The organism is Luteimonas qiangzhengi (assembly GCF_039548515.1).
In the GTDB taxonomy this organism is placed as follows: Bacteria; Pseudomonadota; Gammaproteobacteria; order Xanthomonadales; family Xanthomonadaceae; genus Luteimonas.
In genome coordinates this window covers 60053-81613 of sequence record NZ_JBCLVE010000010.1, presented here as the reverse complement: position 1 = coordinate 81613, position 21561 = coordinate 60053, and the positions used below count along the sequence as shown (strand labels likewise).

19 protein-coding genes are annotated in these 21561 nt (G+C 67.2%); 10 read left to right on the top strand and 9 right to left on the bottom strand.

What is annotated here, in order from left to right; translation table 11 throughout:
- Window positions 1-13: 13 nt before the first annotated feature.
- Both cueR and WCE59_RS08985 read left to right on the top strand, forming a co-directional pair.
- A complete protein-coding gene (gene cueR, locus WCE59_RS08990; RefSeq protein WP_343258419.1) occupies window positions 14-436 on the top strand; it encodes a Cu(I)-responsive transcriptional regulator in 423 nt (140 codons plus the stop codon).
- Window positions 437-491: 55 nt separating this feature from the next.
- A complete protein-coding gene (locus WCE59_RS08985; RefSeq protein ID WP_343258418.1) occupies window positions 492-965 on the top strand; it encodes a hypothetical protein in 474 nt (157 codons plus the stop codon).
- A 43-nt stretch (window positions 966-1008) separates the two neighbouring features.
- On the opposite strand, the gene WCE59_RS08980 is transcribed toward WCE59_RS08985, so the two are convergent.
- From WCE59_RS08980 to WCE59_RS08970, 3 genes are all read right to left on the bottom strand, one after another.
- Entirely contained in the window at window positions 1009-2409 is a 1401-nt protein-coding gene (locus WCE59_RS08980; RefSeq protein ID WP_343258417.1) for a YbjN domain-containing protein, read from the bottom strand.
- 27 nt (window positions 2410-2436) lie between these two features.
- Window positions 2437-3189 carry a TSCPD domain-containing protein gene (locus tag WCE59_RS08975; protein WP_343258416.1) on the bottom strand — a complete coding sequence of 251 codons (753 nt, stop codon included), beginning with the start codon at window positions 3187-3189 and terminating at the stop codon, window positions 2437-2439.
- 70 nt (window positions 3190-3259) lie between these two features.
- Window positions 3260-5410 carry an adenosylcobalamin-dependent ribonucleoside-diphosphate reductase gene (locus WCE59_RS08970; RefSeq protein WP_343258415.1) on the bottom strand — a complete coding sequence of 717 codons (2151 nt, stop codon included), beginning with the start codon at window positions 5408-5410 and terminating at the stop codon, window positions 3260-3262.
- Between the two features lie 490 nt (window positions 5411-5900).
- Between WCE59_RS08970 and WCE59_RS08965 the strand changes: the two genes are divergently transcribed.
- From WCE59_RS08965 to WCE59_RS08935, 7 genes are all read left to right on the top strand, one after another.
- Complete coding sequence (locus tag WCE59_RS08965) at window positions 5901-7370, top strand: Do family serine endopeptidase (protein ID WP_343258414.1); 1470 nt, start codon at window positions 5901-5903, stop codon at window positions 7368-7370.
- Window positions 7371-7461: 91 nt separating this feature from the next.
- Window positions 7462-7842 (top strand): hypothetical protein, encoded by a 381-nt coding sequence (locus tag WCE59_RS08960; protein ID WP_343258413.1) that lies wholly within the window; start codon window positions 7462-7464, stop codon window positions 7840-7842.
- A gap of 57 nt (window positions 7843-7899) precedes the next feature.
- Window positions 7900-8409: a phage holin family protein gene (locus tag WCE59_RS08955; protein WP_343258412.1), complete on the top strand. Its 510-nt coding sequence runs from the start codon at window positions 7900-7902 to the stop codon at window positions 8407-8409.
- A complete protein-coding gene (locus WCE59_RS08950) occupies window positions 8406-8912 on the top strand; it encodes a protein sip-5 (protein WP_343258411.1) in 507 nt (168 codons plus the stop codon). The genes WCE59_RS08955 and WCE59_RS08950 overlap by 4 nt, the downstream gene beginning before the upstream one ends.
- A gap of 11 nt (window positions 8913-8923) precedes the next feature.
- A complete protein-coding gene (locus tag WCE59_RS08945) occupies window positions 8924-10030 on the top strand; it encodes an AI-2E family transporter (protein ID WP_343258410.1) in 1107 nt (368 codons plus the stop codon).
- 48 nt (window positions 10031-10078) lie between these two features.
- A complete protein-coding gene (locus tag WCE59_RS08940) occupies window positions 10079-10807 on the top strand; it encodes an HAD family hydrolase (RefSeq protein ID WP_343258409.1) in 729 nt (242 codons plus the stop codon).
- Window positions 10804-12180 carry a leucyl aminopeptidase family protein gene (locus WCE59_RS08935; protein WP_343258408.1) on the top strand — a complete coding sequence of 459 codons (1377 nt, stop codon included), beginning with the start codon at window positions 10804-10806 and terminating at the stop codon, window positions 12178-12180. Before WCE59_RS08940 ends, WCE59_RS08935 begins: the two co-directional genes overlap by 4 nt.
- A gap of 12 nt (window positions 12181-12192) precedes the next feature.
- On the opposite strand, the gene WCE59_RS08930 is transcribed toward WCE59_RS08935, so the two are convergent.
- The 3 genes from WCE59_RS08930 to WCE59_RS08920 all read right to left on the bottom strand — a co-directional run bounded on the left by WCE59_RS08930 (window position 12193) and on the right by WCE59_RS08920 (window position 14224).
- Window positions 12193-12903: a pirin family protein gene (locus WCE59_RS08930; RefSeq protein WP_343258407.1), complete on the bottom strand. Its 711-nt coding sequence runs from the start codon at window positions 12901-12903 to the stop codon at window positions 12193-12195.
- 90 nt (window positions 12904-12993) lie between these two features.
- Window positions 12994-13593 carry a YceI family protein gene (locus tag WCE59_RS08925; protein WP_343258405.1) on the bottom strand — a complete coding sequence of 200 codons (600 nt, stop codon included), beginning with the start codon at window positions 13591-13593 and terminating at the stop codon, window positions 12994-12996.
- A 43-nt stretch (window positions 13594-13636) separates the two neighbouring features.
- Window positions 13637-14224: a malonic semialdehyde reductase gene (locus WCE59_RS08920; RefSeq protein WP_343258404.1), complete on the bottom strand. Its 588-nt coding sequence runs from the start codon at window positions 14222-14224 to the stop codon at window positions 13637-13639.
- A 118-nt stretch (window positions 14225-14342) separates the two neighbouring features.
- Here WCE59_RS08920 and WCE59_RS08915 point away from each other — a divergent pair, with 118 nt between their 5' ends.
- Entirely contained in the window at window positions 14343-15332 is a 990-nt protein-coding gene (locus WCE59_RS08915) for a mitochondrial fission ELM1 family protein (RefSeq protein WP_343258403.1), read from the top strand.
- A 36-nt stretch (window positions 15333-15368) separates the two neighbouring features.
- Here WCE59_RS08915 and WCE59_RS08910 read toward each other — a convergent pair whose 3' ends face one another.
- The 3 genes from WCE59_RS08910 to WCE59_RS08900 all read right to left on the bottom strand — a co-directional run bounded on the left by WCE59_RS08910 (window position 15369) and on the right by WCE59_RS08900 (window position 21360).
- A complete protein-coding gene (locus tag WCE59_RS08910; protein WP_343258402.1) occupies window positions 15369-17039 on the bottom strand; it encodes a LysM peptidoglycan-binding domain-containing protein in 1671 nt (556 codons plus the stop codon).
- Window positions 17040-17147: 108 nt separating this feature from the next.
- The gene (gene glnE, locus WCE59_RS08905; RefSeq protein ID WP_343258401.1) at window positions 17148-19946 is read right to left on the bottom strand and encodes a bifunctional [glutamate--ammonia ligase]-adenylyl-L-tyrosine phosphorylase/[glutamate--ammonia-ligase] adenylyltransferase; all 2799 of its coding nucleotides are present in this window, start codon (window positions 19944-19946) and stop codon (window positions 17148-17150) included.
- A gap of 292 nt (window positions 19947-20238) precedes the next feature.
- Window positions 20239-21360: a UDP-N-acetylglucosamine--N-acetylmuramyl-(pentapeptide) pyrophosphoryl-undecaprenol N-acetylglucosamine transferase gene (locus WCE59_RS08900; protein ID WP_343258400.1), complete on the bottom strand. Its 1122-nt coding sequence runs from the start codon at window positions 21358-21360 to the stop codon at window positions 20239-20241.
- Window positions 21361-21561: the final 201 nt, after the last annotated feature.

Here is a 21561-nt window from a genome sequence, read left to right as displayed (position 1 = left end):
TGGGAAGACAGGTATGAATATCGGCGAGGCATCCGCGGCGTCCGGTGTTTCCGCCAAGATGATCCGCTACTACGAGCAGGCCGGCCTGATCCCGCCGGCGGACCGCAGCCACTCCGGCTACCGCATCTACAACGATGCGGACGTGCACCGCCTGCGCTTCATCCGACGCGCCCGCGATCTGGGCTTTTCCGTGGCCGAGATCAGCGAGCTGCTGGGCCTGTGGAACGATCGCTCCCGCCGCAGCGCGGACGTCAAGCGCCTGGCCCAAGCGCATATCGCCGACCTGGAAGAGCGCATCGAACACCTGCGCCAGATGTCCGCCACCCTGCAGACCCTGGCCGACTGCTGCGTCGGCGACGACCGTCCCGACTGCCCGATCCTGGAAGGATTGGAAGCGCCAGCCGGGGATCGATCCAGCGAACCTGGAAACGCCTGATACGCTCCAGCTTCAGGACAAGCAGGGAGCGCTTGGAATGTGCCGATCACTGTTCATGGCCGTGCTGCTGGGGCTGACGGCTGGCCCATCGCAAGCGACGAATGCGTGGACGCACTGCCTTGCAGAAGGCGAAGACGCAAGCAGCAGACACTATTACTTTTTCCGAGATAGCGGCACACGGATAGAAAGAGTGAGGTGGGTGTGGAATGGCGGCTGCCGCAGCCCGCCGGAGGTCACTGATTACAACCTGCACGTACCTCGCCAATCCGGAGCGGTCCTGGTCCGCCACCTGACCGGCGAAAGGCGCGACATCCTCAACCTGGTGACAGGCGAGGAGACCCCGTTATCCCTGGATCGCGAGTATGTGGTTGTTCTTCCAGCACGTAGCCCGGAAACAGCAAATACTCCGGTCATCATGGACCGCCAGCAATCCACGGACCTGCACAATCTGATCGGCATCCTTTCCATGGAAAGGCCTGAGCGCCCAGCAGAAGGGTGCCAGCCAATGGAGCCGGAACAGGAGTCCTGACAGCTTGCTTGCAGGCTGCGCTTGCCAGCATCCGGCAAGCCGCCTACGGCTCGCGCAGCGAAAGCACGCTGGTCTCGATTTCTTCCTTGCCGCCGAAGCGCTTCGTGGCCACGTGTTCCATGTGCTGCACCACGCCGGTGTACGGATCGATGCGGTAGGTGACGGTGGTGCTGAAGTGGGCGTCGCGGCCGAGTGCTTCCATCTCCCGGTCCATCAGCTCACCGGCCTCCTCATCGTCGATCAGCGCGCCGCCGACCAGCTGCTGGGCAGCGCTGGCGATCGCTGCCCAGGTGGCGTCGGGATCAGGCACGATGGTCCACACCAGCGCGTAGTGCCCGGGCACCTGCTGCGAAGCGCTCAGCAGCATGGTGTTGTTCATCGGGATGGTTTCGCCGCCAAAGGGACTGGCGCCCTCATCCTGATAGGCATACTCGCGGTCCAGCTGCAGGCCCCCACCGGCGGGGAAGTTGTAGGCCACCGGCAGTTCGGCCAACTGGCTTTCCAGCACCTGCGGCGCGGCCAGCGCCTGGAGCATGGACTCCATGCCGGCTTCGACATCGGCCAGCGCTTCTCCGTCCTCGCCCAGTTCGCCCAGCGCGCCGCCCATGTGCTGGAACATGCTGCGCATGGCCTCCAGGTACAGCGGCTGGATCTGATCCATGTTGGCCACGGCGACGTAGTTGCCCTCTGCATCCAGGCGTACATCCAGCGTGATGCCGTCAAAGGCCTGGATCGCAGTGGCAATGGCCGGCTCCAACTCCGCCGGCGCACCCTGCACCTCGACGCCGGTATCGCTGGACATCCAGCGCTGCAGCACTCCTTCGCTGTCCTCCTCTGCCCAGACACGGGTCACGCCGCTGGAGTTGATCTCCATGCGCTCGTCGCCGGTGGTGCTCACCGATGCGTGGCTGCTGTCGTAGGTCAGCTGCACACCAGCCTGCGGCGCCACCGGCCAGGCAATGCGCTCTTCCTCCCAGCCCTCACCGCCGCTGCCGCCAAAACCCATCGCCGTGGTGAAGGCACCCAGCAGCTCCTCCCAGACGCCCAGATGGGTGGCGAACTGGGCGGCGTGATCGGCGTGGGCCATTTCCACGTCCATCAGCAGGAACGGATCGTTTTCCTCATCCAGGAAACTGCGCGCGTAGCGGTAGCCGCGGTTGAAGTCGTTGACCACGTCCGCGGTGGCGCCATCGGCCAGGTCCAGGCCGATATGGAACTGCAGCGACTCGCAGCCATCGTCCGTGCAGTCGTAAAAATAGATGCGGTAGTCCAGCCCCGCGGCCGCAGTGAGGATCAGCGGGTCGCCCACGCCGTCCTCATCCAGCGCTGCGCTGTAGCCTGCCTGCTCAAGCAGCGACAGTACTGTCGGGCCGGTCACCAGCCCGTCTGCCGCACAGGCCATTGAAGCCGGCGCCAACAGCGCCAGCATTGCCGCGTACTTCATCCCCTTCCCCTTTCGCTTACAGACGGCCTAGCCGCACTTGCTGTAGCCGCAGTTCAGGCAGGTGGCGCAGCCGTCCATGATCACGATGGCCTGGGTGCTGCACTTGTGGCACATGGTGGCCGAGGGCGGGAAGCTGGTGCCATCGCCGGTCACGGCCACGTCCTCTCCGGCACCGTCGCGGCCCTGGTCGCCGTCAGCGCTTTTTTTTGAACGGTCCTCGTACTGGCGACGCTTCTCGTCGATCAGCGCGCGCTGCGCGTCGCTCATGTCCGGGTCGTGCAGCAGGCCAATGCTCTTCAGGTGCTCTTCAACGATGTAGCCCAGCTCGGCCATCAGCGAGGGCATGTACACGCCGCCAGCTTTGAAATAGCCGCCGCTGGGGTCGAACACGGCCTTCATCTCTTCCACCAGGAAGGTCACATCGCCGCCCTTGCGGAACACGGCCGACATGATGCGGGTCAGCGCCACGATCCACTGGAAGTGCTCCATCGACTTGGAGTTGATGAAGATCTCGAACGGGCGGCGCTGCTCGTGCTCGGTCCCGGCGTTGAGCACGATGTCGTTGATGGTCACGTACATGGCGTGCTCCACCAGCGGCGACTTGATCTTGTAGGTGGAACCGATCAGCACGTCGGGGCGCTCGATGCGCTCGTGCATCTGGATCACTTCCGCCACCCGTGGCGCCTTGGCCACGGCTGCCGGTGCGGAAGCGGACTCCTTTTTGTCCTCCGGGGTGACGACGGAGTATCCGGTGATCTTCTTCTCGATCCTGAGGGTCATGTGCGGGTCTCGGTAATGCGTTGTGTCGTGGGGGTTGTTCCGGCTGGCCGCGCTGCGGGCGGCCGCCATGTCAGAACTTGCCGTAATAGCCTTCTTTCAGGGCGTCGAACAGATTGGCGGCGGTATGTGTTTCGCCGTCGTATTCGATCTCCTGGTTGCCCTTGGCCTCAAGCACCTGGCCGTCTTCGAGCTCGAAGCGGTAAGTGGTGTTCTCCAGGTCCTTCTCCTTCACCAGCACGCCCTGGAAGGCCGCCGGGTTGAAGCGGAAGGTGGTGCAGCCCTTCAGGCCCTGGCGGTGGGCATAGGTGTAGATGTCCTTGAAGTCTTCGTACGGATAGTCCGTGGGCACGTTGGCGGTCTTGGAGATCGAAGAGTCCACCCACTTCTGCGCCGCGGCCTGCACGTCCACGTGCTCCCTGGGGGTGATGTCGTCGGCGGAGATGAAGTAGTCCGGCAGCTGCGCTTCCGGGTCATCCGAGTACGGCATCGCCTTGGGGCTGATCAGCTCGCGATAGGCCAGCAGCTCGAAGGAGAACACGTCCACCTTTTCCTTCGATTTCTTGCCCTCGCGGATCACGTTGCGGCTGTAGTGATGCGCGAACGATGGCTCGATGCCGTTGGAGGCGTTGTTGGCCAGGCTCAGCGAGATCGTGCCGGTCGGGGCGATCGAGCTGTGGTGGGTGAAGCGTGCGCCGGTTTCGGCCAGCTCCGCCACCAGCTCCGGGGCCACCGTGGCCACCTTCTGCATGTAACGCGAATAGCGGGCGTGCAGCACCTTGCCGGAGATTTCCTGGCCGACTTTCCAGCCGTCCTTCTTCATCTCCGGGCGCTTGCGCAGCATCCCGGCGGTGACCTTGAAGCGCTCTTCCATGATCGGCGCCGGACCCTTTTCCTTTGCCAGCGCCAGGCCGGTTTCCCACCCGGCAACGGCCATGTCACGGGCCACGCGCTCGGTGAAATCGCAGCTTTCCTTGGAGCCGTACTTCATCTGCAGCATGGTCACGGTGCTGCCCAGGCCGAGGAAGCCCATGCCGTGGCGGCGCTTGCGCATGATCTCGGCGCGCTGCTGTTCCAGCGGCAGGCCGTTGATCTCCACCACGTTGTCGAGCATGCGGGTGAACACGTGCACCACTTCGCGGTATTCGTCCCAGTCGAACTCGGCGCGGTCGGTGAACGGATTGCGCACGAACTTGGTCAGGTTGATCGAACCCAGCAGGCAGGCACCGTACGCCGGCAGCGGCTGTTCGCCGCAGGGATTGGTGGCGCGAATGTCCTCACACCACCAGTTGTTGTTCATCTCGTTGACCCGGTCGATCAGGATGAAGCCCGGCTCGGCGAAGTCGTAGGTGGACGTCATGATCATGTCCCACAGGTGCCGGGCCTTGACCTTGCCGTAGATCCTGCAGGCCACCAGGCCGTCATCGCGGACGATGTAACCCTCGTGCTGCGGCCACTCGCGCCACACCACCTGCTCCGGATCCTTCAGGTCCAGATCGTCGACTTCCTTCTTGCTGACCGGGAACACCAGCGGCCAGTCGCTGTTGGCATCCACCGCTTCCATGAAGCCATCGGTGATCAGCAGCGACAGGTTGAACTGGCGCAGGCGCCCGTCCTCGCGCTTGGCGCGGATGAAATCGCGCACGTCCGGATGCGACACGTCGAACGTGCCCATCTGCGCGCCGCGACGGCCACCGGCCGACGACACCGTGAAGCACATCTTGTCGTAGATATCCATGAACGACATCGGGCCCGAGGTGTAGGCGCCCGCACCGGCCACGAACGCCCCGCGCGGGCGCAGGGTGCTGAACTCGTAGCCGATGCCGCAGCCGGCCTTCAGGGTCAGGCCCGCTTCGTGGACCTTCTCCAGGATGTCATCCATCGAATCGCCGATGGTCCCGGACACGGTGCAGTTGATGGTGCTGGTGGCCGGCTTGTGTTCCAGCGCGCCGGCATTGGAGGTGATGCGACCGGCGGGAATGGCCCCGCGGCGCAACGCCCACAGGAAGCGCTCGTACCAGAAGCTGCGCTTGTCGGCATCGCCTTCGGCATCGGCCAGGGCGCGGGCCACGCGCTGCCAGGTGCCGTCGATATCCGCATCCAGGGCTTCGCCCTGCTTGGTCATCAGACGGTACTTCTTGTCCCAGATGTCCAGTGATGCCGGCTGCATCGGGATCTCCAGCGCCTTGCTTTTGGGAACTGCCTCCAGGCGAACCGTGCTCATGCTGCGTGTATCTCCTTTTCTGCGCCCGATGGTGTCCGGGCGCGTGTTGTTCTGTGGTCCGCCAGCGGCCTGCCGGTACCGACGGCAATACCCGCCGCGCAGCGCGCTGCGCAGCGGTCATGGATTATTTTTGTGTGGTGCGCGTCACAACAGGCATGCTCCGGCGCGACTCCCGCGGCGATGGACCCTGTTCATCCAAAACCCCATTGCTTGTGCCATCTCCACTTCGGTGACCCCAAGATGTAGTGGCAGCGGTCCTCAAAACTACGCCCGGCGGAAATGGAAGTCAAACCCGTTGGGCCGCACCCCCCGCGGATCGCGGCGGTTGCGGTTTGATCCCCCTCCGGGAACGGGAAAATTGCGTATTTCAACCCCCCGCCCTGGTCAGTGGAGTGGCCGAGGTGGGCGCTGCAGGACTACGCTTGAACCATACTGAACGCGCCCCACTTCACGTATCGGCGACCCTCCCTGCGAGACAAACAGGAACATCATGCGCCCGCTTCCCACACTACTGGCCCTGGTTGCAGCTGCCGCCTTCGGTGGCCTGGTTGCCACTCTGTTGCGCGACCTTCCGCCATCGGCCCTGGCCCAGCCAGCGGCCGTCGAAGTGGCCGATCCCGCCTGGCCGGCCGCCCGGCCCACGCCCGTCGCGCTACCCGTAGCAATTGAGGGCCAGGCGCTGCCTTCCCTTGCGCCCATGCTTGAGCAGGTGACGCCCGCGGTGCTGAGCGTGCACACCCGCCAGCGGGTGCGTACCCAGAGCCCGTTCGGCAACGACCCGTTCTTCCGTCGCATGTTCCCGGAGCTTGCCCAGGAGCGGATCAACGAATCCCTGGGATCAGGCGTGATCGTGGACGCGGAACGCGGCCTGGTGCTGACCAACCACCACGTGATCGAGGTGGCCCGCGGGGCTGAAGCCGTGTCGGTATCGGTGAGCCTCAGCGACGGGCGCACCATGGAAGCCGAGTTCATCGGCTCGGACCCGGAAACCGACATCGCCCTGATGCGCATTCCCGCCGAAAACCTCACCGCGGTGCCGCTGGCCGACAGCAGCACGCTGCAGGTGGGCGATTTCGTGGTCGCGGTGGGCAACCCGTTCGGCTTCAGCCAGACGGTCACCTCGGGAATCGTCTCGGCAGTGGGCCGCAGCAACGTGCCGGGCGTGGGCTACCAGAACTTCATCCAGACCGACGCCTCGATCAACCCGGGCAACTCCGGTGGCGCGCTGGTCAACCTGCGCGGCGAGCTGGTGGGCATCAACACGGCCAGCTTCAACGCGCAGGGCAGCATGGCCGGCAATATCGGCCTGGGCTTTGCGATTCCATCCAACCTGGCCGGCAGCGTCATGCGTCAGCTGTATGCCACCGGCGAAGTGCGCCGCGGCACCCTGGGCATCGACACCCAGACGGTGGACCCGGAACTCGCCCGCGGGCTGGAGCTGGAAGCGCCGCGCGGTGCGCTGGTGACCCGTGTGCATGCGGGTTCTTCCAGCGCGGCAGGTGGCCTGCGCGCAGGTGACGTGATCATCTCGGCCAACGGCCAGCGCATCGACAACAGCGAATCGCTGCGCAACTTCCAGGGCCTGCAGCCGCTGGATACCGAGGTCAGCCTGGAAGTGATCCGCGACGGCCGGACCATCACCGTCAGCGCGCGGCTGATGGAAGTCCCCCGCGATGGCGCCAGCTACGATCCGCGCCTGGCCGGCGCTACGCTGGCCGACCTGCCGGAGGCATTGCGCCGCAGCGCCGGCGAGCGGGTGGGCGGGGTGCGCGTTGAAAGCGTGGATTCCGGCAGCCGCGCCGAGCGCAACGGCCTGCGCGCCGGCGATCTGATCCTGGCCTCATCCGGCGGCCCGTTCCGCGACCTGGCCGGTTTCCGCGCTGCCCTGTCCGAGTCGCCGGAAGATCTGCTGCTGATCATCCAGCGCGGCCGCTCGCGCGGCCAGGTCCAACTGCAATAGCGTGGCTGTGCTCGCACAGCGTGCACAATCCATGCGGCAGACTTGATTCCAGCAACACCACCACATCAGTTCCACCAACAAGGAGACATCCATGAACCAGCCAATCGATTCGACCACGACCCGCCCCTCCAGCGAGTCGGTCAAGAGCAACCTTGGCGAAGCCAGCACCCACCTCAAGCAGGCCGCCCGTGATGCCGGCGATGCAGTACGCAGCGCGGCGAGCGTGGCCGGCGGCGAGCTCAAGGCGGGACGCGAGACCGTCAAGAGTGACCTGGCCGATACGGCCCAGTCCGGCAAGGCCGCAATCGATGACCTGACCGAAGCCGGCAAGGAACAGCTGGACCAGGTGATGGACAAGGGCCGCGACCTGGTGGACAGCGCTGCCGACCTGATCCGTGAGCGCCCGCTCGCCTCGTTCGGTGCGGCATTTGCCGCCGGCTGGATCATCGCCAAGCTCGCACGCAGCCGGTAATCACCGGTTGCGTTTTGAGCCAACGTTGCGTCTTCACCCAAGCAGCCGGGGCATGCCTTGAACGATGATCATCCCGACAGCGCCGGCGCGGATAGCGCCAACGCCGGGGAGCCACCGCATCTGGATGAAAGCGTCCGCCGCGTCACCGCGGCCGGACGCCAGACCTTTGCATCCGGGCGCGACACTGCCCGCGCCCTGCGACGCCTGTTGCGTGCGGACCTGGCGCTGGCACGGGCCGCAGCGGGACGTACGCTGGCCTGGCTGGCGCTCACGATCGTGTTCGGCACATCCGCCTGGCTGCTGACCCTCGCCTTGCTGGTCATCCTGCTGCATTCGTTCGGGCTGAGCTGGCTGGTCGCCGCGCTGATTGCGGCCGCGATCAATTTGCTCATCACCGGACTCGCCGGATGGCGGGCAATGGTTTACGCCCGTCATACCGGGCTGAAAGCTACCCGACGCCAGCTCACCCGCCTGGGCCTGCTGAAGGACGACGACGAGGACAAGGACGCACCTGACAGCGGACAGCCGGACACCGCGGCGCCAATGACACAGGGGCCAACCGTATGAACTTCCAGCACCTCAAACGCCGGGTGGAACGCGGGGAAGCCCTGGTGGAAGGCCGCGCCGAGCAGACCCGGCAATCGCACGGACGCATGACCCGCCAGTGGCGTGAAGCCTGGACCCCGCTACGGATCGTGGTGGGTGGCCTGGCATCCGGCTTTGTCGTCGGCCGTGCAGAGCCGGAAAAGGCGCTGAAAAAGCTCGGCAGCCTGGGTGGACCCCGCGCCCTGCAACTGGTCACTTCGGTTGTCGGTCTGGTGGGTTCGGTACAGGCGGCCATGGCAGCAATGACTGCCAAGGACGCTGCCGAGACCGCTGACGAGGCTGCTGACACCGCAGACGATGCGCTCGGGACCGCAGCGGGAGTGGATGCCGGTACCGCCACCCCAGCTGCCGCGCCTGCCGCGTCGCCTGCCGGAGTGCACCACGCCGACCGTCGCCAACCCGACCCGGTCTGGGATCGCCAGCCGTCGCCCGCCGAGGCGGCGACCGAACTGTCCGAACGCTAGGCGGCCGGCCAGTGGGCAGCGCCGAGCAGCCAGCGCCCGCATCCGCACCCGCACCGGCCGCTGTGGAATCTCCGGCACCGCGTCCGCGCGCATCCATCGCAGTGGTGATCCTGGCCACCCTGGCGGTGCTGTTCGCAGCCTGGGCCGCGCGCGACCTGCTGCTGCCGGTGCTGCTGGCGATGTTCTTCGCTCTGATCGGCAACCCGCTGATGCGCCTGCTCAAGCGGGCACGCATCCCGCCATTCGTCGGCGCCCTGCTATTGCTGGGCACGGCCCTGGTGCTGACCCTGATGCTGGGCCGGCAGCTGGTGGCGCCGGCGGCGGAATGGATGCAGCAGCTGCCCAGTGAGCTGCAGCTGCTGACCCCCAAATTGCAGCAGATGACCGGGCCGATGCAGCAGGCCAGCGAAGCCGCGGCCACCGTGGCCCGCGCCGCCGACGGCGCCGATGCAGGCCAGCTTGAGGTAGTGGCAGTCCGCGAGCAGGATCCCTGGGAGCGGCTGGTGGCCACGCCGAAGATGGTGATGTCGGTGCTGGCGGTGGTGCTGCTCACGTTCTTCTTCATGGTCTATGGAGAGCCCTTGCAACGGCATGCGATTTCGCTACTGCCAAGCCGCTACCAGCAGAAAGTGAGCGTGGAGATCATGCAGGGGATCGAGCAGGAAGTGTCCCGCTACGTGTTCACCATCACCATGATCAACGCGGTGCTGGGCGCGGCGGTGGCGGTGGCGCTGCACCTGATCGGGCTGAGCCTTCCCAATGCGCTGCTGTGGGGCACGCTGGTGGCGTTGCTCAATTACGCGCCCTATGTGGGTGCGTTCATGGCGGCCACGGGGTTGCTGATGATGGGCCTGATCGTCTGGGACGACCTGGGTCAGGCGCTGCTTCCACTTGGTGTCTATCTGGTGCTGCAGACACTGGAGGGACAGATCTTCACCCCGGTGGTGGTCGGTCACCGCATGGCGCTGTCGCCGCTGCTGCTGGTCCTGGCGCTGATGCTGTTCGGCTTCATGTGGGGCTTCATCGGCCTGCTGCTGGCGGTGCCGCTGCTGGTCTGTGTCAAGAAGGTGCTGTCGCGCATTGATGGCATGGAGCCCTGGGCGCGGCTGCTGGAATGATCCGTTGCAGCCCGGACCCCTCCGCGGCCGTTGCGTAGAATGGGACGCATGCAGTTTTTCCCCGTCCGCGCCATCACCCTCGATCTGGATGACACCGTTTGGCCGTTCGCGCCGACCGGGGAGCGGATCGAGCAGGCACTGGATGCGTGGTTCCGCACCCACAGCCCGCGCACCGCGGAGCGCTTCTCCACCGGGGCCATGCGCGATCTGCGGCTGCGGGTCCACCAGCAGAACCCGCACCTGGCGCACGACGTGTCCGCGCTGCGCCGCCTGACCATTGAACAGGCCCTGCGCGAGAGCGGCGGCGACACGGACCTGGTGGATTCGGCCTACGAGGCGTTCTTCGCCGCCCGCAACCAGGTGGAGTTCTATCCCGACAGCGTCGCCGCGCTTGAGCGCATTGCCGCCCGGGTGCCGATCGCAGCGCTGACCAACGGCAATGCGGACCTCGGCCGGATCGGGCTGGAGCAGCACTTCGTCTTCCAGCTGGGCGCCGGGGAACATGGCAAGGCCAAGCCTTCGCCCTGTATCTATCACGCCGCCTGCGCGCGTCTGGGCTTTAACCACGGCCAAGTGCTGCACGTGGGCGATCACATCGAGGCCGACGTGGCCGGCGCTGCGCGGGCCGGCCTGCGCAGCTGCTGGATCAACCGCGATGGCCGCACCTGGCAACACGCCACCATTACCCCCGACCTGGCTTTCGACAGCCTGACCGGCCTGGCCGACTGGCTGGACGCCGGGCTCGGGGATGCACCCCACAGGAGTGTTACAGAATGACCCTTCCCCCCGGGCTGACCACCTCTGCCGAGGCAGAAAACCCCCGTCCGCTGCACCTGCTCGACCGCGAGTCCCTGCCTGGCTGGCTGGACCAGCAGCCTGCAGCCGTCCGCCAGTGGCTCGAGGCGCACGGCTTCGACGCTGCGCCCGGTACCTGGCTGAGCCTGCCGGCGGAAGACGGCAGCGCGCCCGGCGCTGTCCTCGGGCTGGGCGACCGCCTGGATCCGTTCACCTATGCGCACGCGCCATTCTGCCTGCCTGCGGGTGACTGGCAGCCGGTACAGGCCCCGGAGGGTGAGGCCCGCGACGCCCTTGCGCTGGGCTGGGGTATGGGCAGCTACCGTTTTGACCGCTACAAGAAAGCCCCGCGTGCGCCGGCCCGGCTGGCAGTGGAGGCTGATGCGGAAACCCTGGCGGTGATCACCGCCTGCAGCCGCGTGCGCGATCTGGTCAACACCCCGAGCGAAGACATGGGTCCGGAAGAGCTGGAAACCGTGGCCCGCGGCATTGCCGAGGCACACGGTGGCCGGCTTGAAAGCATCGTCGGCGACGAGCTGCTTGCGCAGAACTTTCCCGCCATCCATGCCGTCGGCCGCGCATCGCATCGCGCCCCGCGGCTGCTGCACCTGACCTGGGGCAGGCAGGGCGCCCCGCTGCTGTCACTGGTGGGCAAGGGCGTGTGCTTTGACACCGGCGGCCTGGACATCAAGCCCGCCGACGGCATGCGCAACATGAAAAAGGACATGGGCGGCGCCGCCCACGCGCTGGCACTGGCCGAGCTGGTCATGAGCCGCGGCCTGCCGGTGCGCCTGTCGCTGCTGATCCCGGCAGTGGAGAACGCGATCGGTCCGGATGCCTTCCGTCCCGGCGAAGTGGTGGCCACCCGCAAGGGCATCAGCGTGGAGATCGACAACACCGACGCCGAAGGGCGGGTGGTGCTGGGCGATGCGCTGACCTATGCCGGCGAATCCACCCCCGACCTGCTGCTCGACTTCGCCACCCTTACCGGGGCGGCCCGGATTGCGCTGGGCCCGGACCTGCCGGCGCTCTACAGCAACAACGACGCCGTGGCCGACGCCTGGCTCAAGGCCGGCATGGACCAGCGCGACCCGGTGTGGAGGATGCCGCTGTGGCGCCCGTACCTGCGCTACCTGACCAGCCGCGTGGCCGACATCGCCAACGCCGGCTCGCGCATGGCCGGCTCAGTCACTGCGGCCCTGTACCTGGAGCGCTTCGTACCCGAGGACACCCAGTGGGCACACCTGGATGTGTTCGCCTGGAATGACTGCGAACGCGCCGGCCGACCCATCGGCGGTGAAGCCCAGGGACTGCGTTCGGTGTGGGCCATGCTCAAGGCGCGCTACCCGGGCTGAGGTCGGAACGAATCAGGCCGGCAGGTCGAACAGCAGCAGATCGGCAAGCGTTTCGCCTGTGCCGGTGATGCGCAGCTCGCCGGACTCCTCGGCGTAGCCGATGGCGTCGCCGGCCGACAGTTCACGATCGTCGACGGACACCTGTCCGTGGACAACCTGCAGCCAGTAGCGGCGGGCGGGATCGAGGGTGTGGACCACGGTTTCGCCCGCGGCCAGCTGCACGCCGAGCAGGCGCGCGTCCTGGCGGATCGCTAGGCTGCCGTCGGCGCCGTCGGGAGAGGCCAGCAGGCCCCACTTGCCCCGTCGTGCGGCCGGGTCGAAGGCCTTCTGGGCGTAGTCGGGTGCGGCGTTCAGGCGATCGGGCTGGATCCATATCTGCAGGAAGTGCACCGGCTCCGAATCGGAGGCGTTGTACTCGCTGTGCTCGATGCCGTGGCCGGCGCTCATCCACTGCAATTCGCCCGGGCGCAGGACACCTTCGCTGCCGGTGCTGTCGCGATGCGCCAGGCCGCCGGAAATCACGTAGCTGAGGATCTCCATGTTGGCGTGGCCGTGCGGGGCAAAGCCGCCGCCAGGCGACACCCGGTCCTCGTTGATGACGCGCAGCGGTCCCCAGCCCATCCACTGCGGGTCGTGGTAATGGCCGAAGGAAAAGCTGTGGCGGCTGTCGAGCCAGCCGGCGTTGACGTGGCCGCGCTCGGCGGCCGGACGGAAGATCTGCATGGTAGGAGAACAACTTATGTAGGAGCGCGCCGTGCGCGCTCCTACCGGAGGAGGAGGAGTGGCCGGCGAGGGAGCGCCGGCCACCTCGGATCAGGCGTCGTCGCCGCTGGCGATCGGGGCCTCGGTGGTGATGTGCAGCTCGATCTCGTCGGCCACGTTCGGCACGTACAGGCCCAGGTCGAAGTCGCTGCGCTTGATGGTGACTTCGGCGTCGAAGCCTGCGGTCTGCTTGCCCGTCATCGGATGCTCGCCGATCAGGTTGATGTCCACGTCCAGCACCACTTCCTTGGTGATGCCCTTGATGGTCAGATCGCCGGTGATCTTCAGTTCGTCGTCATCGTCGACCTCCACCGAGGTGCTGCGGAAGGTGGCCTCGGGAAACTGCGCGGCGTCGAAGAAGTCGTCGCTCAGCAGGTGGTCGTTGAAGGCCTTGACGTTGGACTCCAGGCCCGACAGCGGCAGAGTCACCTGGACGCTGGAGGCGGACACGTTGTCGGCGTCGTACACGATCGTGCCGTCGACATCGCCGAACAGGATCACCGGGTTGGAGAAGCCGAAGTGGTTCCACTTGGCGGCCACGGTGGTGTGGTCCGGGTCCATGGTGTAGGTGACCGGCGCGGCGAAGGCAGCGGTGGCGGCAAAGGACAGGGCGGCGGCAAGCGCCAGGCGGCGGAAGTTGCGATGGTTCATGGTGTGTCTCCGAAAAGGGAAATGACAGAAAGGGGTAACGCGCTTACTCGATGCGGCAGGCCTCGTCGAACCCCAGGCGCGGCGACCGGTCGAAGATGCTCGCCGGATCGCCCTTGCCCAGGTTGACCAGGAAGTTGGAGCGGATGGAGGTGCCCTTGAAGAAGGCCTCGTCCACCTTCACCGCGTCGAAGCCGGTCATCGGACCGGTATCAAGGCCGAGCGCGCGCGCGGCGAGGATCAGGTACGCGCCCTGCAGGGTGCCGTTGCGGAAGGCCTGCTCGCGGCGGCCCTCCTGCGGACCGGCAAACCATGCCTTGGCATCGGTGTGGGGGAACAGGTACGGCAGCTTCTCGTGGAACTCCAGGTCGTGGCCGACGATCACGGTCACCGGTGCGGACAGGGTCTTTTCGCGGTTGCCCTCGTCCAGGGCCGGCGCAAGGCGGGCCTTGGCCTCCGGCGAGCGCACGAACACGAAGCGCGCCGGCGACGTGTTGGCACTGGTCGGCCCCCACTTGGTCAGCTCATACAGCCGTTCAAGGGTGGCATCGTCGATCTCACCGCTGAAACGGTTATAGGTCCGGGCGGTGCGGAACAGCTGGTCAAGCGCTGCGTCGGTCAGGACTTCAGTCATGTCGAAAGTGTCTCCCCCGCGGCGGGTGCCGCATGTGAATTGGCGTCCAGTGTAGAGTTCCACGGATGTTTGCGGAGCCTGCTGACCGGAACATATGGTCACAAAAACAGAACGATAAATGGATATTGAACCGCAACCCAGCACTTATGGAACGGCCTGGGCCCTGACCGATGGTCATGCCGGCAACCTGCGCCAGGCGCTCTCGCTGGCAGCAGCGCTGGGGCACGACGCTGTCCGCAACTGGCGGCTGACGCCGCGACGTCCGTGGCGCTGGGCCGCACCGCACCGCCTCCCCGGCGCGAAGCACGCGTTCGGCAGCGAATTTGCCCGCGCCCTCGCCACGCCGCCGGCGCTGACCATCGGCTGTGGACGCCAGTCGGCCCTGGCCACGCGGCTGCTGCGCGACGCAGGCGCGCGCGCGGTGCAGATCCTGGATCCACGCATGGACCCCGCTCATTGGGATCTGGTGATCGCGCCCGAACACGACGGTCTCGAAGGCCCCAACGTGTTGAACCTGCTTGGCAGCCTCAATCCGGTGGACGATGCATGGCTGGCAGCAGGGCGCGCGGATTTTCCGCTGCTGGCCGAACTGCCGCGCCCACGCATTGCCCTGCTGCTGGGCGGCAACAGTCGCCATGCACGCTTTGATCGTGCCGCGTTTGAGGCGCTGTCCCAATCCATATCCAACGTGTTGGCCGATGAGGGCGGCAGCGTGCTGGCCACGGTATCGCGGCGCACCCCGGCGGAGGTCACCGCCGCGCTGCGCGAGCGGATGGACAGCGGAGACGGGCCTGATAAAGCATGGCCCGGCATGGCCTGGACCGGGCAAGCCGGGGAATCCAACCCCTACCCCGGCCTGCTGGCCTGGGCCGACCGCATCGTATGCACGCCCGACTCGGTGAACATGGTGTCGGAAGCCTGCGCCACCCGGGCGCCGGTGTTCGTATTCGAGCCCACGGGCACAGAAGGACGGCCGCGCCGTTTCCTCGATGCCCTGCTAACCCGCGGGCGCATCCGGCCGGTGGATGAGGCGCTGGCCCGCTTCGACTGCGAGCCGCTGCGCGAGACCGCGCGTATTGCCACCCAGGTGCGCGAGCGGATCAGCTGACCCGCCCGCCATCCTGTGACTCACCCTGCCGCCGGGTCAGGGCTGGACGTGGACCCCGGCATCGATGGCCGCGTACTCACGGTCGCCAAAGCCGCCCGCCGTGCTGCCGTCAGCGATCGTGAACAGCCGTTCGGCCAGTCCATAGTCGCTGTTGCCCATGTTCCGGCCCAGCGACAGGGCGAAATCCCAAGGTTCCTGCGCCGCGTAGGACCCGTCCGGCTGCATCCCACCTAGCAGATGGCCCAGGTCCATGTGCGCGCCGTTTTCTACCGCGCTCCCGGTCTGCCCGGCCAGCGCCTGCATCTGGTTTTCGTTGAAACTCAGGGTCACGGTCTGGCCCGGCTCCAGCGGCCCGTCGGCGGCCTGCGCAAGATCACCGGTCAGCGCGGCGTTGAGCAGCTGCTGGTTCTGCTCATCCACCTGGAAGTCGTAGCTGTAGACGCGCTCGGAGGCGATCTCGTTGCCATCCGCGTCCCAGCGCTGGGTGATGTTCATCGGCACGTTGCCCGAGTACTGCAGGTCAGCCGTGCGCTCCATGGAGCCGTCCGGGAAGGTGGTCACGACCATGTTGCCAGTGTTCTGCGCGCCATCCAGGGTCAGCTTGAGCGGGCCGAGCTTGCCACTGAGCTGGGTCTGGGAACTGAAATCCACCTTTTCGATGGTGGCCACATTGCTCACCCCGTCGCCATTGTCTTCGGGCAGGCTGCCGGTGGTGATGAAGTCGTTGTAGGCCGCCATCCCTTCTTCGGTGGACAGGTCGAATTCGGCGGTCTGCAGGGTGGCCCCGGACAGGCTGTCGTTGCGGCCCAGCATCACGTTGGCCACGCCAAAGTCCACGCCAACGCCGTTGTAGGCCTGGATCGCCTCGGTCGGGCCAGCGGTGACGCGCACGGTGTCCTCACCGGTGCGTTCGATCGCGGTGCTCACTCCGCTCTCGTCGGTGATTTTGGTCTGCAGTGCCAGCTTCTGGAAGGTCGCCTTGAACTCGTTGGTGCTGTAATCCGAGCCGTTCATGGTCACCACGGCGCCTTCCGGTATCGAGGAGGGATCGAACGGATTGATGTCCTTCGGATCGACATCGGCGTCTTCCGGCATGGTCACCTGATAGGAGGTGCGGATGCCTTCGGTGCGGCCGATCTCAAGCCCGGCCTTGGGCGTATTCACCCCGCCCTTGAGGAATATCGACACGTCCGTCGACAGCTGGTAGGTCGTCACGCCGTCTTCGGTCTTGCCGCCTTCGGTGACCGACGCATTGCCGCCGGCGCTGAAGCTCACCCCATAGCCCTTGGCGTTCTTCACCGACTCGGAGAACGAGCCACCCCCGGACAGGGTGACGGTGCCCTTCTCCTCGTTGGCGCTGATGCCAACGGTGCCCGAGGTGGACGACTGGCGCACGCTGCCGTTTTCCGACGTGGTCGTGGTCTTCTCGGTGGTGGTGTTGCTGGCACCCACGCTGCCATCGCTGGACAGGCTGACGCTGGGATCGTCGGTGACCCGCGCCGGAATGGTCAGTTCCTGGTTGGGGTACACCATGTCCGGGTTCTGGATGGCCGGATTCGACTTCATGATGTCCTGCACCGACACGCCGTGACGGTTGGCGATATCGGTGATGCTTTCGGCCGGGACCACGGTGTGCTTGGTCTCGTTGCGGGTCGGCGGCGGCGGCGGTGGCTGGTAGCCGCCGTCACGGATAGCGTGGATGCTCATGGATCGTCCTCAATGCGGGTGTGCAATTACCGCCATGCTAGGCAGTCCGCGCCCGTCTGCCATCTGGGGTTTTCCCCAGCTTGGCAACGCCCCGCTGCGCCGGTGCTGTCAGCCCAGGCCCGCTGCACGCACTCCCGAGCGGATCGCCGCACGGGCTGCCGCAAGTTCGTCGCTGTCGGGCACAAGCCGCGAGCGCCGGTCCAGGCCGCAGGCCAGGGCCAGTTCGGCCAGGGTGGCGTGGGCGACGCGCAGGGTTTGCACCGCCGCCGGATCCAGCAGACCGGCGCCACCGGCCGCCTGCAGCAGCGCCGGGGTTGCGCGCGGTGCCAGCAGTTCGGGATGCGTGTGTGCGTCGCGCAGCACCAGGTACTGCAGCAGGAACTCCAGGTCGGTCAGCCCGCCCTCGCCCTGCTTGAGGTCGAAGCGGCCCGGCGAGCCCCGGTCCAGTTCGGCACGCATCTTCGCGCGCATGGTGACGATCTCATCGCGCAGCTCGTCCGGATCGCGCTCGCGGGCCAGCGCACGTGCGCGCACCCGCTCGAAATCCGCACCCAGGCTGTCGTCACCGGCCACGCAGCGCGCGCGCACCAGCGCCTGGTGCTCCCAGGTCCAGGCACGCTGGTGCTGGTAGTCGTCGTAGCTGGCCAGCGATGACACCAGCAGTCCGCTGGCACCGTCCGGGCGCAGGCGGATATCGACTTCGTACAGCCGGCCCGCGCCGGTCACCGTGTCCAGCAGCGCCACCACCTTCTGCGCCAGGCGCGCGAACCAGCGCGGCGCATCCAGCGGTCGCTGGCCGTCCGACTGGGCGCCCTGCGGCGCGTCATAGAGGAACACCAGGTCAAGATCGGAGCCCACGCCAAGCTCCTCTCCGCCCAGACTTCCGTAGCCGAGGACCGCAAAGCGCGCATGTTCAATCGCCCCGCGGGTGGCACACAGGTCGCGCCGCGCCAGCTCCACCACGCCTTCCACCACGGCGTCGGCAAGCCAGGCCAGCTGGCGGGTTGCCTCCTGCGCCTGCTGGCGCCCGTCCAGCACCGCCAGGGCGATGCGGAAGCTGAGCGCATGGCGGGTTTCGTTGAGCGCAAACAGCGCCTGCTCCAGATCCTCATGGTGCAGCGCCGGCGCACAGGCGCGGGCAAACAGCGCGCGCTCGGGCAGCGGGCCTTCCGCGCGCGCGTCCAGCAGCTCATCCAGCAGCAGCGGGTGCGCGGCCACGCGCTCGGCCAGGAAGGCGCTGCGGCTGACCAGATCGATCAGTCGCTGCAGTGCGCTTGGCTGCTCGTCCAGCAGGGCCAGATAAGCGGAGCGACGCAGGATGTTGTGCAGCAGCGCCAGCAGCCGGCGCACCGCCTGCAGCGGCCGATCAGCCGGGGCGCTGGCCTGCAGCAGGACCGGCATGACCCGGTCCAGGCGGGCGCGGGTGGAATCGGACAGGTCACGAACGCTGGGCGAACGGGCGAAATCGCGCAGCGCCGCATCCACGTTGCCAGCGTCGTCGAATCCCGCCGCGGCCAGCGCACCCGCATCCCCGCCTTCCGGCAATGCGCGCCAGTAGCCGGCGATATCGCCGTCCGCCGACGGCAGTTCGCTGCGCTGGGCCAGCAGGTCATCAAATTCCCCGCCGACCCGGACGCGGTGCGCCTGCAGCTCAACGTCCAGGCCGGCCCAGTCCGCGTAGCCCAGGCCGCGGGCAATGCGCAGCCGATCCAGCGGCGCCGCTGGAATCGCGTGCACCTGGGCATCGCGCAGCATCTGCAGCCGGTTCTCCAGCCGGCGCAGGAACCGGTAGGCCTGCGACAGGTCCCGGGCGCTGTCTTCGGGGATATGCCGGGCAGCAACCAGCGCGCTCAGGGCCGGCTCCAGACGCGGCTCGCGCAGCGCCGGCTCGCGTCCGCCGCGGATCAACTGCAGCACCTGGGCCAGGAATTCGATCTCGCGGATACCGCCGGGCCCACGCTTGATGTCATCGGCCATTTCCTTGCGGGCAACCTCGGCGGCGATCGATGCCTTCATCGCCCGCAGGCCGTCCAGCGCCCCATAGTCGAGATAGCGGCGATAGACGAACGGCCGCAGCTGATCGAGGAACTCCATCCCCGCGTCAAGATCGCCGGCCACCGGCCGCGCCTTCTGCCAGGCATAGCGCTCCCAGTCACGCCCTTCGCTCTGGAAATACGCCTCCATCGCCGCGAAGCTCAGCACCACCCGCCCGGCGCCGCCAAACGGACGCAGGCGCAGGTCCACCCGATGGCAGAAGCCATCCGCGGTGTTGTCATCCAGCAGCCGACCCAGCGCCTGCCCCAGCTTGGCGAAGTACTGTTCCGCCGCCAGTGGGCGCGCACCGTCGCTCTCACCGCCCTGCGGATAGGCATAGACCAGGTCCACGTCGGAACTGAAGTTGAGCTCCTGCCCGCCCAGCTTGCCCAGCGCGAACACCACCAGGCGCACGACTTCGCCATCACTGTCACGGACCCTCCCGTGCCGGGCGGCGAACTGCTCCTCCAGCGCGTCATGGGCCAGCTGCAGGCAGGTATCGGCCAGGCGGGTGCTGCCGGTCAGGGTGGCGTCGAGGTCATCCAGCCCCAGCACATCGCGCCACAGCAGGCGGGTGGACTCGGCGGCGCGGAAGCGCCGCAGCAGGCGCGGCCAGCGGTCACTGTCATCGGGCGCGAGCGTCGGCGCCGACAACGCATCCGGCCCGTCATCGGCAAGCAGGGCGGGAATCAGCTCCGGCTGGCGTTCCAGGGTGTCGATGGCGAAATCACTGGCGATCGCCACCCGGCGCACCCGCTCAATATTGGCCTGGACGTCCAGCGTCTGCGCATCGTCGCCAAGCGCCCGTCGCAGGCGCTCCAGCGCGCGGCCAGCAAGTGATTCGAGTTCAGCATCCAGATCGGCATCATCCATGCCCCGCATTTTGGCACTGGACCTGGGCAAACGCCGCCGTCGTGGCCGGGAGGCCTTTGCGCGTAAGTAAAGGAGGAGGCCGTAGCCGCAGGCGCAGGCCGGGGGACATGGAGCGCAAAGGCCTCCCGGCGGCGGCGGGGCACAATAAAAAAAGCCCGCTACCGGAAAACCGGTAGCGGGCTTTTGCTCCCTCCCCCACGTCGGGTGCAGAGCAACTGTGAAGGAAAGGTTATGCAACATGCACGCCGCACTGCAAAACAGCACTTGCGAGTACACAAACTTTCTGCCCTGTTCAGCCTCTTCGCGCCAGCGTCTGTTCCACCGCATCAGCCAGCAGCGACGCCGCTTCCGGCTTGCCCAGCTCCGCCGCGCAACGGGCCGCCTCGACAAGCATCGTAGGCGATGTCAACAGTTCATCCAGCAGCGCCGCCAGCGATTCCGGGGTGAGCTCCGGCTCGGGCCGGCACCAGCCCACGCCGGCCTCGGCCAGCGTGTCGGCGTTGCGACGCTGCTCTTCGCGCGAGCCACCGTGCGGAATCGGCACGAAGATCGCCGGCCGCCCCATCACCAGCAGATCCGCGGCCGTAGTCGCGCCCGCACGGGCAATCAGCAGGTGCGCATCGCGCAGGCGCTCACCCATGTCGTTGAAGAACGGGCGCACATCGGCCTGGATGCCGGCCTGCCCCAGCCGGTCCGCAATCGCCGCGGCGTCCTCGCCCCGGTACTGCAGCGACACCTGCAGCCGGCGGCGGATACCTTCATCCAGCGCCAGCAGCGCCGGTGGCACCACCCGCCCGAACACTGCCGCGCTCTGGCTGCCGCCCACCACCAGCAGCCGCAGCGCCTGATCACTGGCCAAGGGCGGGTAGCCCGCGCGGGCCTCCAGAATCGCGCGTCGCACCGGATTGCCGGTCTCGAACACCTTGTTCGCATCAAATCCTTCCAGCCCGGCCACCTGCGGAAACGAGGTGGCCACGCCGTCTGCCAGGCGCAGCAGCTGCCGGTTGGCCATGCTCAGCCGCGTGGCCTGTTCATGCAGCAGCAAGGGCAGGCCCAGCGATTTGGCCGCCAGCGCGGGCGCGAAACTCGGATAGCCGCCGAAGCCGACCATCAGCCGCGCCCCCCGCCGGACCAGATCGCGCCGCGCACGCATCGCGGCCCGGCCAATGGTGATCGCCGCCTGCGCCTTGCCCACGACGCCACCCGCCAGGGAGCGCGCCGGCAGCACCAGGTGCTCGATGCCGGCCAAAGCCTCCGTATAGGCGGCGCCGCGCTGCTCGGTGTGGATCACCACCGCATGGCCGCGCGCCATCAGCTCGCGGGCCAGGGCTTCGGCGGGAAACAGGTGCCCGCCAGTACCGCCGGCGGCCAGGGCGATCGCACCGCCCGTGGAAGGTGTGCTTGAACCGGACATCGGTGCTCGCATCTGTGAGGGGACCGCGACTATAGCGGCGCGTGCGACAGGCATGACTTTCGGCTGCGCCATCTGTCATCGGACCCCCTGTAAAATGCGCACGCGAGCACATCGTGCCGCCCACCCCCACTTTGCGAACGCCTCACCCGCGGCGCCGGCCGATCGCGGCCGCCGTGCCGCCGCCCCGCACATCCCGGACTC